Annotated in this window: 15 protein-coding genes and 2 pseudogenes; 2 read left to right on the top strand and 15 right to left on the bottom strand. The window is 47.0% G+C overall.

Features of this window, described 5'->3' with window-relative positions:
* Positions 1-134 precede the first annotated feature (134 nt).
* The 12 genes and pseudogenes from QT990_RS21655 to QT990_RS21605 form a co-directional block, all read right to left on the bottom strand.
* A complete protein-coding gene (locus QT990_RS21655) occupies positions 135-2,297 on the bottom strand; it encodes a DUF4394 domain-containing protein (protein WP_333465729.1) in 2,163 nt (720 codons plus the stop codon).
* A 574-nt stretch (positions 2,298-2,871) separates the two neighbouring features.
* Positions 2,872-4,542, bottom strand: a complete 1,671-nt coding sequence (locus tag QT990_RS21650; RefSeq protein WP_333142520.1) for a hypothetical protein — start codon at positions 4,540-4,542, stop codon at positions 2,872-2,874.
* Positions 4,543-4,743: 201 nt separating this feature from the next.
* Positions 4,744-5,697 carry an ABC transporter ATP-binding protein gene (locus QT990_RS21645; RefSeq protein WP_333142519.1) on the bottom strand — a complete coding sequence of 318 codons (954 nt, stop codon included), beginning with the start codon at positions 5,695-5,697 and terminating at the stop codon, positions 4,744-4,746.
* Positions 5,698-6,126: 429 nt separating this feature from the next.
* Positions 6,127-6,249: a hypothetical protein gene (locus tag QT990_RS21640; protein ID WP_333142518.1), complete on the bottom strand. Its 123-nt coding sequence runs from the start codon at positions 6,247-6,249 to the stop codon at positions 6,127-6,129.
* Positions 6,250-6,469: 220 nt separating this feature from the next.
* A pseudogene (locus tag QT990_RS35845) lies at positions 6,470-7,000 on the bottom strand (DUF6745 domain-containing protein); the annotation flags it as partial.
* A gap of 540 nt (positions 7,001-7,540) precedes the next feature.
* Positions 7,541-8,563: pseudogene (locus QT990_RS35840) on the bottom strand (leucine-rich repeat domain-containing protein); the annotation flags it as partial.
* A 224-nt stretch (positions 8,564-8,787) separates the two neighbouring features.
* The gene (locus tag QT990_RS21630) at positions 8,788-9,360 is read right to left on the bottom strand and encodes a hypothetical protein (protein ID WP_333142516.1); all 573 of its coding nucleotides are present in this window, start codon (positions 9,358-9,360) and stop codon (positions 8,788-8,790) included.
* A gap of 12 nt (positions 9,361-9,372) precedes the next feature.
* Positions 9,373-9,546 carry a hypothetical protein gene (locus tag QT990_RS21625; RefSeq protein WP_333142515.1) on the bottom strand — a complete coding sequence of 58 codons (174 nt, stop codon included), beginning with the start codon at positions 9,544-9,546 and terminating at the stop codon, positions 9,373-9,375.
* 7 nt (positions 9,547-9,553) lie between these two features.
* Positions 9,554-9,727, bottom strand: a complete 174-nt coding sequence (locus QT990_RS21620; protein ID WP_333142514.1) for a hypothetical protein — start codon at positions 9,725-9,727, stop codon at positions 9,554-9,556.
* Between the two features lie 202 nt (positions 9,728-9,929).
* Entirely contained in the window at positions 9,930-10,157 is a 228-nt protein-coding gene (locus QT990_RS21615; RefSeq protein WP_333142513.1) for a hypothetical protein, read from the bottom strand.
* Between the two features lie 45 nt (positions 10,158-10,202).
* On the bottom strand, positions 10,203-11,243 hold the full coding sequence (locus QT990_RS21610) for an ABC transporter permease (protein WP_333142512.1): 1,041 nt from the start codon (positions 11,241-11,243) through the stop codon (positions 10,203-10,205).
* A 281-nt stretch (positions 11,244-11,524) separates the two neighbouring features.
* A complete protein-coding gene (locus QT990_RS21605; RefSeq protein ID WP_333040475.1) occupies positions 11,525-12,037 on the bottom strand; it encodes an adenine phosphoribosyltransferase in 513 nt (170 codons plus the stop codon).
* A gap of 237 nt (positions 12,038-12,274) precedes the next feature.
* On the opposite strand from QT990_RS21605, the gene QT990_RS21600 reads away from it, so the two are divergent.
* Positions 12,275-13,441: a pyridoxal phosphate-dependent aminotransferase gene (locus QT990_RS21600; protein ID WP_333142511.1), complete on the top strand. Its 1,167-nt coding sequence runs from the start codon at positions 12,275-12,277 to the stop codon at positions 13,439-13,441.
* 106 nt (positions 13,442-13,547) lie between these two features.
* On the opposite strand, the gene QT990_RS21595 is transcribed toward QT990_RS21600, so the two are convergent.
* Both QT990_RS21595 and QT990_RS21590 read right to left on the bottom strand, forming a co-directional pair.
* Positions 13,548-14,321, bottom strand: coding sequence for an RNA polymerase sigma factor SigF (locus tag QT990_RS21595; RefSeq protein ID WP_333142510.1), 774 nt, complete (start codon positions 14,319-14,321; stop codon positions 13,548-13,550).
* 462 nt (positions 14,322-14,783) lie between these two features.
* Positions 14,784-15,626, bottom strand: coding sequence for a photosystem II manganese-stabilizing polypeptide (locus QT990_RS21590; RefSeq protein WP_333142509.1), 843 nt, complete (start codon positions 15,624-15,626; stop codon positions 14,784-14,786).
* Positions 15,627-16,025: 399 nt separating this feature from the next.
* Here QT990_RS21590 and QT990_RS21585 point away from each other — a divergent pair, with 399 nt between their 5' ends.
* On the top strand, positions 16,026-16,388 hold the full coding sequence (locus QT990_RS21585; RefSeq protein WP_333142508.1) for a hypothetical protein: 363 nt from the start codon (positions 16,026-16,028) through the stop codon (positions 16,386-16,388).
* 66 nt (positions 16,389-16,454) lie between these two features.
* On the opposite strand, the gene QT990_RS21580 is transcribed toward QT990_RS21585, so the two are convergent.
* Positions 16,455-18,071: a calcium-binding protein gene (locus QT990_RS21580; protein WP_333142507.1), complete on the bottom strand. Its 1,617-nt coding sequence runs from the start codon at positions 18,069-18,071 to the stop codon at positions 16,455-16,457.
* Positions 18,072-18,142 lie beyond the last annotated feature (71 nt).

Here is an 18,142-nt window from a genome sequence, read left to right as displayed (position 1 = left end):
TTTGTCAAAATAATAGATTAACTCAAATTGGGCATTGGGAATCGGGAATCGGGAATTGGGAATTGGTAAATTAAAAAAGTTTAATTATTTTTCTTCCTTCTTCCTTCTTCCTTCTTCCTTCTTCCTTCCCCTATTTAAATCAAAGTCAGTGCTAAGCCTTTAATCCCTCGCCCGTCACCAATTTGACCGACAATCGAAGCTTGACCAGTCGTCAAATTGATATTGTACAGGCTGGAAACTCCGCCAACCTCGATCGCAGCCAAAGCCGTCTCGTTACCGCCAACACTCCTGATATCAAAGCCGAGAACGGTACCAGCATCAATTCCCAAAGATCCGATCGTATTCAACACCCCATTATTGGGAGGATCTTGGCGCACCAAAACATCTAAATTGGTGTCAATTGCAAATAGTGTCGTCGAATTTGCCCCTGCAAAGTTATTCACATACGCCGCAGCCGCCGCCGCGCCGGGATTGCCAAAATTGCGATCGCCCCCAGCATAAGCCAAATTCCCGTCGAGTTGAACTCCCCCCGTCAGCGTGTCAAAATCGACAATTGCCCCCGTATCCGGGTTGAGGCGGGCGTTTTGACCGGCTTGATTGACAAACCGAATTCGATCGACTGTCGGATTGAAATCAAAACCCGCAGCCCCCGGAGTTAGGGGAACAGCAAACTGCCCGCTACCGACGGCACTTGCTTGCCCAGTAACTGGATTAATCGCGTACAAGCGATTGCTAGAACCCACACCGTATAGCACACCGTTAGCGGGGCGAAAATCAATTCCCAGCAAACTTTCTCCCGGCTGCAACCCTGTAACTGCCACGTCACTGAGAATTGCCCGCGGTGCCGCTTCGTTAAAACCGACAATTGTTTCGGCGCCATTTCTGACAGTTAAGGCGTAAGCTGTAGGCAAAGGCAAAGCCAAACCGTTAATCTGTCTTCCGTCGGCAATTTGACCGACAAAGGAAGCTTGACCGCTACTTAAATTGATATTGTACAAGCCGGAAATGCCACCGACTTCCAGCGCCGCCACTGCCACCTCGCGGCCGCCAATACTCCTGATATCAAAGCCGAGAACGCTAGTAGCATCAACTCCCAAAGATCCGATCGTATTCAACCCTCCATTATTCGGCGGATCTTGTCGCACCAAAACATCCAAATCGCTGTCAATTACAAACAGGGTTGTCGAAGTTCCCCCTGCAAAGTTATTCACATACGCAGCCCCTGCCGCCGCTGGATTTGACCCAAAATTGCGATCGCCCGCAACATAAGCCAAATTCCCGTCGAGTTGAATTCCCCCCGCCAGCGTGTCAAAATCCACAAGTGCCCCGTTATCCGGGTTGAGGCGGGCGTTTTGATCGGCTTGATTGACAAACCGAATTCGATCGACTGTCGGATTGAAATCAAAACCCGCAGCCCCCGGAGTTAGGGGAACAGCAAACTGCCCGTTACCGACTGGACTTGCTTCCCCAGTCATCGGATTGACAGTATACAAGCGATTGCTAGAACCCACACCGTATAGCACACCGTTAGCCGGCCGATAATCAATTCCCAGCAAACTTTCTCCCGCTTGCAATCCAGTCACGGGCAAATCTGTGATGACACTTCCGGGATTGGAAAGACTAAAACCGACAATCCGATTAGCAGGAGTTAAAGCATAAGCCGTTGTCCGCGCTGGAGGCGGGGGGCTGGGAACAACGCTGCCAATATTATTAGTGAAACTTGCCTGGTTAATCGAACTTTGTCTCACCCCTCTGAGAGTAGCGAGAAATTCTCCAGTCACTCGGTCTTGAATAACAGTATCGTTTCCAGCTTCCAGAATATTCAAGTCGCTAAAACTGAGACCTTCCGCCAAACCGATTAAATCTGTACCTGGTACAAAATCGGCGATCGCGTCTGCATTTGCCAAACTAACACCGCCGCTGGTACGACCAGGATCTGCCTCCGCGTAGCGCCTCAAAACAAATAAGTCAGCCCCGTCTCCGCCTATCAGGATATCAGTATCTCGATCGCCCGACAAAACATCATTACCGGAGTTGCCCGATATGGAATCGCTGCCTTTTCCGCCCACTAAAAAATCGTTACCTTCTCCGCCGTTAACAGTGTCGTTCTCTAAATCTCCAAAGAGCGAATCTTGACCTAAATTGCCCTCAATTAAATCGCTTTGTTTTCCTCCATAAATGCTGTCATTACCAGAGTTTCCGGCAATGGTGTCATTGCCCATCAAACCAAAAATCAGGTCATCTTCTGGAGTTCCTGCTAGCAAGTTTGCTTGGGCGGTGTCTCTAATTTCTGCCATTTTCTAATCACCCTCTAATTTTGATACTTCTGTTGCCTAACGGCGGTGGTATTCTCAGTCAAAATATCACAAATTCGCACTTTTAGGATAGTTTTTCTTATTTTCGGCTGTAGGGATGGGTTGGAATAAAAGTATTACACCCAGCCAAAATGATATATAAAGCCGCCCCCCGATTCCAATAAACCTACTCCTAAATACAGATCGCTTAGCCGTATTTTATAGTTTGCTGTGTAGCCAAGGGCGATCGCAGCTCAACTGCAAACAGGCAAGCTGAAATGGGTAGCGGTGCGAACCTATGAAATTTTGTACTGCGTTCATTAGTAATATACGCTCACTCTATAATTTTGGATCTGTACAGTCAGAATTTTTTTTCAACTTTAGTATTAAAGCCTGGGAAGATGGGCTTTGTGTGTGTAGCCGCGACAACCATCGCTCAATATAAAGTGGATTATAAATGCGGAATAGGCATAACAAGTTAGTTGAACAGTCGTTTTCAGACGACTTAAGCTTTCAGGCAGGGGTTTAAATCCCTGCCTGAATCGGAGTTTCACGTTTGATCCCTTCCCCTGCTTTTTCAAGCTTTCAGCAGTGCTTTAGAAGCTGATTGCCCTGCGAGTCTCAGTTGCGATCGCAATTTGAGGTTCAACAACACCAAGACAGTCCACTGACTCAGTATGGAGAGCAAAATCGTATTTCCTGACGCTGCCAGAGACACCGCAGGCAAAAAGGCACCAAATGTTGAAGACAACCAGAGAATAGGAGCTTTTTCTGGGGTTAGCAAAAGCATAGATAAAATCAGAGGTGGCAACAAGATAGCGCTGCCGACTGTCCCGACGGCCCAAATTTCCTGATTTCGGGTTTTGGTAAATAGGAATAGTTGGGTGATGGCTGCGTAAATTAGGATAAGATTCATGCAGAAAATTACACCCCCAAATGCATTATTCTCACTTTTTTCCAACAGCGCCCAAGGTGTTAAAATTATTACTGAGCTGAGGAAATTGATCGCGATCGCAACTACAGCCGGACTTTTATCGCTCCAAATTAAATCGAGTAGTGGGTAGCGCCGCCACAGCTTCTGATTGCTGGGAACGATTTGTTTCCGATACCTCGCCCAATCGTACAATGATTGTCTGTCAGATGTTAAAGCTGCAATTAAAGCTAAGAACATCACCAAATTCAAGATAAGTAAACAGATGAGATTAGCGTTCTCTGGGGCGTCTGATTGGAGTGCAAACCCTAAAAATATTACCTGACAGCAGATAACTAGCAAATAACTTTGCCGCTTGCTCAAAACTGTAGCGCTGGGATTGGGAAAGCGGCGCTGCCATCCCTGCCACATCCAGTAGGTTCCTGTACCACAAATCAAGAGAGACAAAGCAATGCCACTCGCAATATTTGTACCCACGGCCGAGTAAAACCATTGCAACTTGTCTAAGTTTTCAACTAACGAATCGAAATCAGTTTTATCAACTCTAAAAAGCTGATATCTCAGCATAGCAAGGGGAGACAAAAAATGTAACACATCCCCAGCAGTTCGCGTGAGCGGCAGCCAAGAAATCCCAAACACAACAAAAACCGTAGCGCTAGCCAACCAAGGTTGAAATCCTCCCAACCAACTGGTTGTCAATCCAAATAGCATCGCACTGCTGTAAAACAAAGCACAGCTAGCTGCAACCGCTATGTAGAAACATAAAATTTCATGCAGGGGTATTTGAGCGGCTAATCCAGCGTACAAATGCAGCGGTACTGTCAGAATTGCTGCTAGATACAGTAAAATTGAGACGCCGAGCATTTTGCCGAGAAAAATTGTTTTTGCTGACTGGGGACTGAGGCGAATAAAGTTGAGCGTGCCGCGGCGTTCCTCCTTGTCTAAGTCGCTGACAAGCATATAAGTCCCTGCTACTAATAAAGCTAACACGCTCAATATGCTCAGCCAAACGAATATCTCTAGCCACCACTCCCGCCAGTTAATGACAAAGTTGCTGAAGGCATCTCTGACGCAGATTTTTTCATAGGAATTGGCCGCCTCATCTAAAGTGCAAAATCTGTGATAGATGGGATTAGTGTACTTCCCATTAGCAGGGGGAACGGGTATCTGGGCTCTGAAATACATGAACAGCAGCAGTTGACCGCTTAGGGAAAGGGCAGAGGCTAGCGCCATATTGCCAATCTTCAAGCGGCCTTTGATTTCTCGAAATAACTGGGGATTCCAGTTGCCTATTTTATCTAATAAGTTGAGTGTCATGGTTGATTAGTTATTGGTGATTGGATTGGTAATTCTCTCTCTTGTCTTCCTCTGTGTCCTCTGTGCTCTCTGCGGTTAAATAATTCCGATCCAACCGTAAAGAATATAACTCAGTTATAACTCACTGTTGAATTATTCTCAAGAAGAACGGGCAAGATGCCCGTTCCACAAAGAATAAATGTGATTGTGGGAATGAGCAAATTAGGATGCTTGCTGGTGTCCCATCTTGAGGAAGATGGTTTCTAAGTCTTCTTGAGTGCAGTGGAATTCTGTTAGCGGAATCTTCGCCGCGACGAGTTCGCGTAATAAATTTGCGGCATCTTCCGGGCTTCCTGAAAAATCAACGCACACCTGTTGAGTTTCCGGGATTATTGCCCAATTTTCCACCCAAGGAAAGTTTTTTAACTCCGATGTTAGGGCTTCTAATTTATTTCCTAAAACCGACATAAAAATTTGCTGGCGGCTGAGGCGTTTGTAAAGTTCTTGTAAAGGTGCGCTTTCGACCAAATATCCCAGTTCCATGATGCCGACCCAGGTACAAAGTTCGGCTAAGTCGCTGAGGACGTGAGATGAGATGACTACGGTCATGCCGGCTTCTTGCAAAACTTTGATAATTTCGCGGAACTGCATTCGGGCGATCGGATCTAAGCCAGAAACGGGTTCGTCTAACAACAACAATAGCGGTTCGTGGATAATAGTTCTCCCCAAACTCAGGCGCTGTTTCATCCCCCGCGACAGGGTGGAAATTAAGCTGTTGCGCTTGTTGGTTAGTTGCACGAGTTCTAACACGGAGTTGATTCGCGATCGGCGGCGCGGTTGCTGGAGGTTGTAGAGTCGCGCAAAATAATCTAAATAATCCCAAACAGTCAAGTCGTCGTAGAGGGGAAAGTCGTCGGGAAGAAAGCCGATGCGCTGTTTGAGTATGGGGTGCGATCGATCGCGCAATAACCTATCCCCGTTGATGTAAATTTCCCCTATAGTCGGTTCCTCAGCCGCCGCCAGCATTCGCAGCAAAGTAGTTTTGCCGGCACCGTTGGGGCCGATCAGTCCGCATACTTCGCCTGCTGCTACTTGCAAATCGATGTCATTGACGGCTATATGGCGATCGAATTGTTTCGTCAGCCCGCGAGTTTCTATTGCTAGTTGTTTTGCCATGTTTGGAGGGTGAATGAAATTTTATCGGTGCATTCCTGGGAATAATAGGAGTTATATCGAGTCCGATTGATTTGAGGGGATTATTCGTGGGGGAGGGCGGGTTTATTTAACCTGTCTGCAAACGTTTAAGCCTACTGGCGAACCCGCCCCTACAGCTAATGGAGAACGCTGCAATATCTCAGATAGATCCGATCCGTTCTTACAAACGCCATGTCTTGTAGGGGCAGGTTCACCGACAATAATTGCCGAAAACCGACAATTTCATAAACCTGCCCCCTCGACTAATCTACCGCACAGGATATTACGCATCAACACCAAAGAAACCGGGTTTTTGTCATTTTTACGGGCTATAACGCGTCTTCTCACAAAAAACCCGGTTTCTGGCCACCCGTGCGTAAATCCCGATCGAAATAGATGCCTACAGCTAGCCTAGCTCGTTCTTCCAGGAATTGTCATCTCGTTTCTGAAATGAAAACAAGGACATTCTCGATCGCTGAAATTCTTGCTAGTATTAAGTCTTCCTTCTTCCCGATCGCTGATTCGGTATGACATCTGATACGCGCACCCTTTAATCCGTGTATCCGGGGAGCATCTCATATTTGTAAAAATACTTCTTCTGGCTCCTTCCTTCTTCCTCTTTCCTTCTGCCTCCTGCCTCCTGCCTCCTGCCTCAAAACTCCAATTTATAGCTGGGCTGCAAAGGTGAGATGCTCCCGTGTATCCGTGTATCCGTGTTAATCCGTGTAGTGCCTTCCTTCTTCCTTCTGCTATATCAAGTCTGCACGGAAAATTCCTCTGGATCGATATCCCAATTTGCCCAGCGAATTGCCTCCCTAGCTGATGTCAGGTTAGGCGGCACTCTCAAAGCGTGAATGAATCCCGTACTCGGACAAGTCATTTTTAACAAACAAATCGGCTCGACATCGGCATTATCTATTTGTAATAGTGCATATTCCTGCCAACTATCTATTTGTTTTGCTTGCAACTCTTGAATTAGGCGATCGTAACCAATTCCTTCAATTAACACTCGCCGAACTTCGGCATTATCTTCAGCTAAAAGCCATTCTGATTGCCATTGATTTGGGTGGACTTGGCCGTATTCTTCAGGCAATTTGACACCGTGATAATAGTAAAAATTCCATCCATCCGCAAACTCGATCGCGGGTTCCCCTTCTGCGTGCAAGCGGTTTTGACTGTCAAAGCGGAGGTGGCGGGGGCGATCGCACACCGCGCAAATCTTTTCAAAGGGAAATATCAAACCGCAATGCTCGAAAAGCTGCTTTTGGCAGCGAAGTATTTTTTGTGCCTTTTGGGAAAGATTGACGCCTAATGAAGAGATATACCATTCAGTCAAATAGATTTTTTTAACCAAAGTCGTGGGGGTTTCAGGGGATTGGAGGCCGAACAAATAATCGGGAAAAACATTCCCCTTCGTTTTTTCCGATCGCGCATAGCTGCCAACCAATTCGTACATCAGCCACCTCATTGTGCTGTCTGCTTCGGACTCGATCGTCATGTGAGCGAGCTCAGACTCCCACAGGCCCGGACTTGTAAATTCTCTCACAATAATCGATGGGGAAATCCATTCCCACTCTAGCTTTTTCCCCAATCTATTGCTGTCCCATTCGTCTGAGCAGTTTGGTGAATGGTCGCGTTTCGGCAAGTTGAAGAGTTGGAGATAAGCGTCGCGGGGACTACTGCAAATAATAACGGAGGGTTGTTCTAGCCCAATAGCGGCATAGGCAACTTTGATCGCTTCTGTAGCTTTTTGAGCATCAATTGGCTTAGTCGAGAGAGTAAGACGTTTCTCTGCGAGTTCGCCTAACACGCACAGAGCGGTAATTTGATTGTACCAGAGCTCCAGTGTTGTCAGATTGGTGAGCGATCGCAAGGCGCTGATGTCGGTAATTTGATTGTTTTCGAGATTCAGTGTTGTCAGATTGGTGAGCGATCGCAAGGCGCTGATGTCGGTAATTTGATTCTCGCTGAGATCCAGTTCTGTCAGATTGGTGAGCGAGCCGAGGGAGCTGATGTCGGTAATTTGATTCTCGCTGAGATTCAGTGCTGTCAGATTGGTGAGCGATCTCAAGGCGCTGATGTCGGTAATTTGATTCTCGCTGAGATTCAGTGATATCAGATTAGTGAGCGATCGCAAGGCGCTGATGTCGGTAATTTGATGATTGTTTGCGAGATTCAGTGCTGTCAGATTGGTGAGCGCTCGCAAGGCGCTGATGTCGCTAATTTGATTGTAGCTGAGATCCAGTTCTGTCAGATTGGTGAGCGAGCCGAGGGAGCTGATGTCGCTAATTTGATTGTCGTAGAGATCCAGTGTTGTCAGATTGGTGAGCGAGCCCAGGAAGCTGATGTCGCTAATTTGAGTGTCCCAGATATGGAGTGTTGTCAGATTGGTGAGCGAGCCGAGGAAGCTGAAGTCGGTAATTTCATTGCCATAGAGACGCAGTGTTGTCAGATTGGTGAGCGAGCCGAGGAAGCTGAAGTCGCTAATTTGATTGAGGCTGAGATTCAGTGTTGTCAGATTGGTGAGCGAGCCGAGGAAGCTGAAGTCGCTAATTTGATTGTGGTAGAGATTCAGTGTTGTCAGATTGGTGAGCGAGCCGAGAGAGCTGATGTCGCTAATTTGATTGTGGTAGAGATTCAGTGTTGTCAGATTGGTGAGCGAGCCAAGAGAGCTGATGTCGCTAATTCCAGTGCTTTCGAGATTCAGTGTTGTCAGATTGGTGAGCGAGCCGAGGAAGCTGATGTCGCTAATTTGATTGTTGTAGAGATTCAGTGTTGTCAGATTGGTGAGCGAGGCGAGGGAGCTGATGTCGCTAATTTTATTGCTGCGGAGATCCAGTTCTGTCATGCTTGAAAGTATCTGCTCCGCTGCTTGTGCGTCATCAGTGCCAGCCTTTTTTAACAACACTTTAACTGTGTGCCTTGCCTCTTCTGAAAGACTGTCAATATGCCTGCACCAGTCGGCAAAGCGACTAAAACTCATTGCCTCGTTTGGCTTTTTTTCTGACATAAAACACTCCTAGATGGGGAATGGGGCATCGGGAATGGGGCATGGGAATATTTATCGCACTTTTATGGTAGTTGATCGCGTAGTAAAAGCCAAGTGTTGAGTTTTTCATCTAAAACATATTTATTAGTATCAGAAAGTGCTGCAATAACTTTCAATCGATTTTTAATTTTTCTTAACTCGCGAATTTCTGTAATAGGTAGCGTTTTCCAATTAGCTGCCTTTTTTTCGACATCTTCCTGCGACTCTTTGATGTTATCCCAAAACCATTCTAAAATTAAGTTAACATCGAGAACAGCACGATCGGAAATTACTTCCTGTTTTTCTATCATCGCAGCCCGCAACATCATTGAGGAAATCGTAAAAGACTCGCCACTACCTGGTTTTTTCCGATCGGCATCACCGGCCTTGCGATCGTAAATTGCGATCGCTACTTCTGCCCATTTGCGATCGCCCAAACCGGAACCATTTTCACCTTTTCGAGCCTTAGCCGAGGCAACATCGGCTAATAATAGCCAGTTAAACCCTTGTGGTTCGGTGGTTTGACCTGAAAATATGTTGTTCGCCCAAATCAGTACAGATTCGGCATTTTGTTCGAGAATGCGATCGAGGGATATTGTCGTAGGAGATTGAGTCATAATGGGAGCATCTCATATTTGTAAAAATACTTCTTCTGGCTCCTTCCTTCTTCTGGCTCCTTCCTCCTTCCTCTTTCCTTCTTCCTCTTTCCTTCTTCCTCTTTCCTTCTGCCTCCTGCCTCCTGCCTCCTGCCTCAAAACTCCAATTTCTAGCGGAGGGCTGCAAAGGTGAGATGCTCCCGTCATAATTTATCTACTCCACATATTCGATATCAGCATTATTTGTATCAACTCCTTGCTGCCTAAAGGCTGCAATTCCTAGTTCTAAGCTCTCTGAATTGGGTCTAAAATGCCCGCTATGATTGCTGATTGTTAGCAAAATATACAAACCGTTGGTGCCGACAATCTCGGCTTCTCCCGCCGCCAAAACAGGCTGACCGCGAGTTATAACCGTATGGTAAATTTCATTGTTAATACCAATTTTTTATGAGGCCCCGTAGAATCTGATCCCCCCTAACCAAGAGGGCGGGCACGGGGGCACCGCCCCTACAAAGGGGGGGACAAGATTCTTCTCAAAGTCAACCCCTACTCCCCTTATTAAGGGGGATCGAGATATGTGCAACTTCACATTAAATTGGTATAACATCTAAAAATTTCGGAATTATAAGGAGTTCTAGGTTGGTTGTCACTGCCCATTTGACAGTACCTTCATTAATTATATCGTCAAATCCTGCTTCTCCCACTTTAATGGGTCTGATACCTAACTCATCTGCCGATCGAATTTCATCATTTAGCGTCGCGGGGGACTGATTGAAAAAGCGAGGGCTAGGAACATTATTGGAAAATGGTTGTGTCACAACAGAATTTAACGAGAATCAAATTTATAGTCAAATATGATTCTATCACTTCAAATCTTCCAGTTTAATCCGAGGATCGACAGCTTTCAGCAGCAAATCCGCCAACAAATTCCCAACAATCAACATGGTCGCACCCATCATCAAACTTGCCATTACTAAATACAAATCTTGATTGTTCACCGCCTCCAAAGTCAGCTTTCCCAAACCAGGCCAATTAAAGAAAAATTCGGCAATAAACGCACCGCTCAACAAACTAGCAAACTCAAAACCCAATAGCGTAATCAACGGATTAACAGCATTCCGCAAAGCATGAATGTAAATTACTCGATCGTCCGGCAAACCTTTCGCCCTTGCTGTGCGGATATAATCTTGACGCAGCACGTCCAACAATTGTCCGCGCATCAATCTTTGCAAACCAGCAAAACCAGTAACGCTGAGGGCGACAGTTGGCAAAATTAAGTGCCAGCCGTAATCGAGGATTTGACCCCACCAAGGTAAGTCTGCATGGTCAATACTTGTCATTCCTCCGACGGGAAACAGAGGCGAAGTATTCTGTGCGAAAAATAGCAGCAGCAACGCTGTGATAAAGCTCGGAAATCCTTGTCCGGTGTAGCTGACTACTTGCAGAACTCGATCGACTGTGCGGTTTTGATTGACGGCCGCGACAATTCCCAAAGGAATCGCGATCGCCCAAGTTACAATCAAAGATGCGATCGCCATTAATAACGTCGCCGGTACCCGTTCCCACAGCAGCGAAGCTACGGATCGCTGATACACAAAACTCGTGCCAAAATTCCCCCGCGTCACAATTTGTTGCAGCCACCGCCCATACTGCACAATCGCTGGTTTATCTAAGCCGAACTGCTGTTCGAGTTGCTTGAGCGTTTCCGGCGAAATCTTCGGATTTTGGCTCAATGTATCCAAGTAATTTCCCGGTGCTAGCTCAATAATTGCAAAACAAAGCATCGATGCCAAAAATAGGGTTAAAAGTGCCTGCAACAGTCGCTTGAAAATATAAGTAAATGTCTCGCTGCTAAACAGAGAACTCAACATTCGCCAATTTCGATTCAATTTAATAGAAGTCATAGGATTTTAGATTTTAGATTTTAGATTTGAAGAATTGTGAATGATATTAATGCCGCTTGCATCGGAATGATTTAACCACAGAGAACGCAGAGATCGCAGAGAAAGAGAAGAGAGAGATTAATAATTCCGATGCAAAGGTCAAGGATATTATTTGTCAGTAGTTTTTACTCAGCAGTCAACAGTCAACTGTCAGCAGTCAACTGTCAACTGTCAACTGTCAACTGTCAACTGTCAACTGTCAACTGTCAACTGTCAACTGTCAACTGCCAACACTTAACTAACTAATACTCCACTAGCGTGACGATCGGCACATCGGGCAATTTCTGCCTGCCGCCCAAGGCCTGCAATTCAATGATAAAAGCAAAACCGACAAGCTCGCAGCCAGCTTGCTCTAACAATTTAGCCGTCGCCGCCGCTGTTCCGCCAGTGGCGATTAAATCGTCCACAATCAGCACCCGGCTGCCGGATGTCATCGCATCTCGGTGCATCTCCAGTCGATCGACACCATACTCCAACTCGTACTCAGCAAAATGAACCGCACCTGGCAGTTTCCCTGGTTTGCGGACAGGAATAAAGCCTATTCCCATTTTATAAGCCAACGGCGCGCCAAAGATGAAGCCCCGCGATTCCATGCCCACCACATAGTCAACAGACATTGCAGAGCATTTTTCTGCTAAGCTGTCAATGGTGTAGCTCAGCCCTTGCGGGTCGCGCAGCAAAGTTGTAATGTCTCGAAACAGAATTCCCGGCTTGGGGAAATCAGGAATGTCGCGAATCAGAGATTTGAGATCCATAAGCTTGCAGATCGGCGTTGAGGGTAACGAGGCATCAAAAATGTTACAATAATAACGTCAAAAAATAAAAATTAAAAAATAAAAATTAAAACTAAGAGCTTTTTTAATTTTTATTCTTTAATTGCTTAATCCTTTACGTACTATGTAAACAAATGTCATAATTCCCTAACAATAGGGTTGAATATCAACATTTGTCACCCTATGATCTAAAGTCAAAAATCTAATATCTAAAATCCAATGATTAAGTTGGCAGCACGAGTGGGTGAGGTTCCTCCTTCTATAACCTTGGCGATCGCCGCTAAGGCTAAAGCCATGAAGGCCGAAGGGATTGATGTCTGTAGTTTGAGTACGGGAGAACCTGACTTTGATACGCCCGAACACATTAAAGCAGCGGCAAAACAAGCTTTAGACGCGGGGAAGACTAAGTACGGCCCTGTGGCTGGGGAACCGCAGTTAAAAGCTGCGATCGCCCGCAAACTCCAATCCGACAACAATCTCAACTATCAACCAGAAAATATCATTGTCACCAACGGCGGCAAGCATTCGCTCTACAATCTGATGATGGCTCTGATCGAGCCGGGAGAGGAAGTAATTATTCCGGCTCCCTACTGGCTAAGCTACCCTGAAATGGTGAAACTCGCTAGTGGCAAGCCAGTAATTGTACGGACTGATGCTTCTACAGGATATAAAATTACACCGGAACAACTGAGTAAAGCGATTACTCCCAAAACCAAGTTATTTGTACTGAATTCGCCTTCTAACCCGACGGGAATGGTGTATACTCCGGCGGAAATCAAAGCATTGGCCGAGGTGATAGTCGATCGAGATATTTTAGTCGTTGCTGACGAGATTTACGAAAAAATTATATATGACGGCGCCCAACACGTCAGCATTGGTTCCCTGGGCAAAGAAATCTTCGATCGCACCCTGATCAGCAGCGGTTTTGCTAAAGCTTACTCGATGACAGGCTGGCGAGTCGGTTATTTGGCCGGGCCGATCGAATTAATCAAAGCCACCAGCACCATTCAAGGTCACAGTACCTCAAATGTGTGTACCTTTGCACAGTACGGCGCGATCGCAGCTTTGGAAAGCAGCCAAGAGTCTGTCGAAACAATGCGTCTAGCTTTTGCCGAAAGGCGTCAGGTAATATTTGAATTACTCGATGCTATTCCGGGAATTAGCTGTATTAAACCAGACGGTGCTTTCTATATGTTTGTCAACATCAGCAAGACTGGAATGAATTCTCTGGAATTTTGCGACGCTTTCTTAGAACAGCAGCAAGTAGCAGTTATTCCGGGGATTGCTTTTGGTGCAGACGACCACATTCGATTGTCTTACGCCACCGATTTAGGCACAATTAAAAAAGCCGTAGAAAGGCTAGATAAATTTGTCCGCAGCATCTAAAAATTAGTCTGTTGACTGTTGACTGTTGACTGTTAACGGTTCACTGTTAACTGTTAACGGTTGACTGTTAACTGTTCACAACTGACAACCAACAACTGACTAATAACTAAAGCTGTTTAGTCATAATCTCTTTGAGCAAATCCAGCCCCTTCTTAACTCGCCGAGAAACAGTCACCGCACTGATACCCAAGCGTTCAGCCGTTTCCTTCTGCGTCAAATCGTAGAGAAAAACAAACTCCAATATCTCGCGAGTCCGTTGTTCCAACATAGCCAAAGCTTGCTGTACGCGAATTTGATCTTCTTGCGCCAACTGAAAACTCCGATACTTGCTATCGGGCACCAATTCTCCCAGACAAGTCGCCCCCTCATCTTCATCTTGCATCGGCGCGTCCAAACTCAGAGGCGATCTGTTGAGATGGGCCAACTTAATTTCTTGCCATTCTTCTAAAGACACCTCAAGGGCTGCTGCTACTTCAGCATCCGTAGGTTTGCGGTTTAACTGCACCTGCAAATCCTTGATCGCTGCTACTGATTTGCGTTCCAGGGACTGCCAGTGGCGGGGAAATCGCACAGAAGGGCTTTTGTCGCGCAAGTAGTGTTGAATTTCGCCCCGTATGTAGGGAATTGCAAAGGAACTAAAAGCGTGTCCCTTGGCGATATCAAACCGCTCGATCGCCCTGATCAACCCAATACATCCGACTTGCAGCAAATCGTCGTAGCTTTCACCGCACTGGTTGATCCAGTGGTAAACTTCTTTTCTGACCAGTCCAATATTCAGTTTAACTAACTGATTGCGGATTTCATTCGATCCAGAAACTTGGTACTCGCGCAACAATTGCAAATTTTCGCTTTTTAGCTCGTTCGGCACTGTGGTAGACATGGTGACATAAGGGTTGGTAGAGCAGAGGACTGAGGTTGCTTTAGATCTAGCTTCTAATCTAGTCTAAAAAAATTCACTTTTAGGTAGTGTAATCCTAGCACTTAATAGGTGTGATAGCGGACACACCAGTTGAGTTTTCGGTACCTGAACGGATTTAGCGGGATTCTCCGAAGTTTTTCGGCATCAGGCAGACTTTTACCAGGGAGAACACCTTCGATCGAATCCCCAATTTAACCAGCTTTTTTCAAAAATATATTATAAGCTGAAAACCTTGTGAATACAATACTTTAATTAATAAAAAATCCCAACTTCATAACTTGCGAATGACCACTATTCAATCATAAATTTAGTCATTAGTCAACAGTCCTAAGTTATGTTGCTCAAGACTGTTGGCCAATGAAGGGCGAGCAGGAGCTTTACGACCAGAAACTGCTCAAGTTCGATCTATCCAGAAAGCCAATTTTACGATACAGAAGGCTCAATGCGAGCGTAAAACAAACCCCGAATTTTCACGTCCAGAGCCGGTCTAGCTCCCAAATCAGTATCAGAAGGCTGCGTGCTCTCAAAAATCCCGCCAACTTCGCCAGTGGCGCTGTTGACTTTAGCAACTTGGAGAGAAATTTTGCCGGCCTTAGTGCGAGTGTCAGCAACCTTAACATTAGCCCGCACCCGTTTGGAATTGTCACTAGCCGGAAGCGCTACAGCATTGTCGTAGCCAGTCGATACCCCGCGAGCTTTAGGGTCTAAAAAGCCTGCGCTGCGGTAAGAAGGAACGTTAAACTCCCCTCTCAAATCGGTGGAAGTATTGATAGCAACCACTCCGGGATCGGAACTGGCCACTAGCTGTTTAATGGTAAACAAGAAAGGTACTTGCTCTCCGCCCGGTAACTGAATCGTAATAGCTTGAAAATCCAAGCCGTCTTCTTCTGTGAAAGTCAGAGTTCCGTCTGTACCGACCTTGAGCGTACCTTGAACTTGGTCAATGCTCGACGTGAACCGGGTCAGCAATTTACCAGGCACAAATTCCGCTTCTTGGCGTTTGTTTGCTGGTTCTTCCTTCACAAAATAAGTTGTGGGCTGCAAACACAAACCAGTAAGTTTATAGGTGGCGCCCGCTTCGATGGGGATCGATCCCCGAGAAGTTTCTGCCAAGCTAGGGCAGTTATTAGCCAAGCCAGTACCTCTAATCTCGTCGTAGGTGAGCAACTCCGTAGTCGCCACCGTCGTGTCAGAAGCAGAAGAACAAGCAACCAGCGCACTCATGCAAAATGCTAAAAGTGCAACAATTAAAGCACGATATTTCATTGCAAACCTCAATATCCAACATCGGATTATATTAAGAAAAAGCCCTACTTCGAGCAAAATATAATTGCCCGCCGGCAGGCTAGGCCAGCGCTTAGGGCAGCATTTAGATCCAGATCGCTCGCTTCACCGAGACCGGCATTGACTCAAAAAATCAAGCTAGTGCGCCGTGAAAATAAGCATGAACTTATGATTTCTCAAAGGTTCGGATCGCAGCCCAATACACATGGTACGACGGGTTGTGCTCTTTTCCTGACTTGGACTGCAAATTAATATTGCTTAAGTCAACCTACTTAAGTTACTTTGCTTATGACCCCGAATGGCGATCGCGACTAGCTCGATTAGTCGATTGACCAAAAGGCTGGGGACAAAGGCCTTGTAGATTTCAAAGGAAGCAGCGGTATGGACAACGGCAAAGATTTAGAGTCAGAAAAGTTGCAGTCTCAAATGCACTCGCTGACAGAGGCGATTCGGACTTTAGCCGAAAGTTGTCAGGGAGACAGTCTGCTGCTTTTGGCCCTGCTGCGGAGGCTGGAAGCTTCGCACCGGGAAATTCGGGACGGTTTGTTTCAAGCGTCTTTTCCCGACAACCGCCAAGCACTTTACAAACTGCTCAGGAATATTGAAGCCAATGGCGGCTGGCCTTACATCCACCGCATGAAACTTCGATCGCTCTTGGGGTACAGCCAACAATTATCTCCTGTAGAAGATTCTCCAGCCGAGTCGCCACAAGACTCGGCCGGAACTCCCCAAGACGTGAAATAGTTTTGAGTTATGAGTTATGAGTTTATGTAAAACTCACAAACTCATAACTGAGCTGCGCGATCGCACCTAGAACCCCAAAGGTGTAGGAGCTAAGGGTATCGGGTTCGCCACCGTCGGGAATATCGGCGTCTGCCCCGGCATTGGCAATAGTCCGGGAGTCGGCGTCGGAGGGATCGAACTAATTGATAGCAGAGGCGAATCAGGCACGCTAACTGTCGGCGGAATCGGAATCCTCGAAGCAGTCGGCGTCGGAGGCGGAGTTGGAGTCGGAGGGGGAGTTGGAGTCGGAGGCGGAGTTGGAGTCGGAGGGGGAGTTGGAGTCGGAGGGGGAGTTGGAGTTGGAGGCGGAGTTGGAGTCGGAGGCGGAGTTGGAGTCGGAGGCGGAGTTGGAGTTGGAGGCGGAGTTGGAGTTGGAGGCGGAGTTGGAGTCGGAGGCGGAGTTGGAGTCGGAGCATCAGTTGCAGCCTCCGTTGCAGCCCCAGTTATATCTGTAGTTGTGGTTGTAACTGTGGTTGTAACTGTAGTCCTAGTTGGTCTGGGAGTAGCCGTCCCAGTCACAGCGATAAAATCATTCGCCTCGATCAGCGCCGCCGGAGTGTCGATCAAAATTGCTAAAAGCTTGCCGTCGAGCGTCGTAATTACTGTATCCCTGACATTTGCACCGTTACCTTGCCGAACTTGCAGTTGAGCGAAAGATAAATTGCTCGGCAGTCCAAAGAAATCCTCTGTGTCATTGTAATCAGTAATTAAACCCAAACTGCCAGGCCCGGCTCCCAATCCAAAGACATCGCTGCCGCTGCCGCCAGTCAGAGTATCCGAACCCTCGCCTCCGATTAAAGAATCATTACCTTCTGCCCCAAATAAATTGTCATTGCCGAAACCTCCCAAAATGGTATCGTCGCCGATACCTCCAGCCAAGGAGTCATCGCCAAAACCGCCGTCGATACCATCATTACCTTTGCCGCCAAACAGGAAGTCATTGCCTTCATCTCCCAGTACCGAGTCGTCGGCTTCATCGCCGCGAAGCGTATCGGAACCGATGCCGCCAAAAACTGTATCGTCAGCCTTGCCCCCGAATATCTGGTCATTACCAGCGTCTCCCAAAAGCGAATCGTTGGCGGCATTGCCGTACAAAGTGTCGTCGCCGTCGCTGGCACTCAAGTAATCGTTGCCATCACCGCCCAACAGTTGATCCCTGCCACTACCGCCGTTGAGAGAATCGTTCCCAAAATTCCCGTAGAGAAAGTCATCATCAGCATTCCCGAACACGGAATCGTCCCCGTCATTCCCTGTGAGGGTGTCGTTGCCAGTACCGCCGGCAATCACATCAAAGCCTGCGTTCCCACTAACTAAGTCGTCCCCTGCATCTCCCAACACGCTGTCTATCCCGTCGTTGCCTTCGAGGATGTCGTTGCCCAAACCGCCGCGAATCGAGTCGTCGCCGTTGCCGCCTAGAGCAGAATCGCGGCCTTGGTTGCCAATAAGTTCGTCATTTCCTTCACCGCCAATCAGCGAATCTGCTCCGTCACCTCCAAGAAGCTGGTCGTTGCCGCCGTCGCCCTCTAGGGTGTCATCTCCTCCCGCACCCAGAGGCGTGTCATCGCCATCTAAGCCGCGAATTCGATCGCCCAGCGGAGTCCCTAGAATAAAGTCGTTGCTGTCTGTGCCGATCAGATTTGCCATACGGGATACACCGTTCCTCAATAAAATAAATTGTTTGAAATTATGTTAATCGCCTTCGTGACAAGGGATTG

The organism is Microcoleus sp. T3_B1, from assembly GCF_036700445.1.
Taxonomy (GTDB): Bacteria; Cyanobacteriota; Cyanobacteriia; order Cyanobacteriales; family Microcoleaceae; genus Microcoleus.
This window is presented reverse-complemented; position numbering and strand designations above follow the sequence as displayed.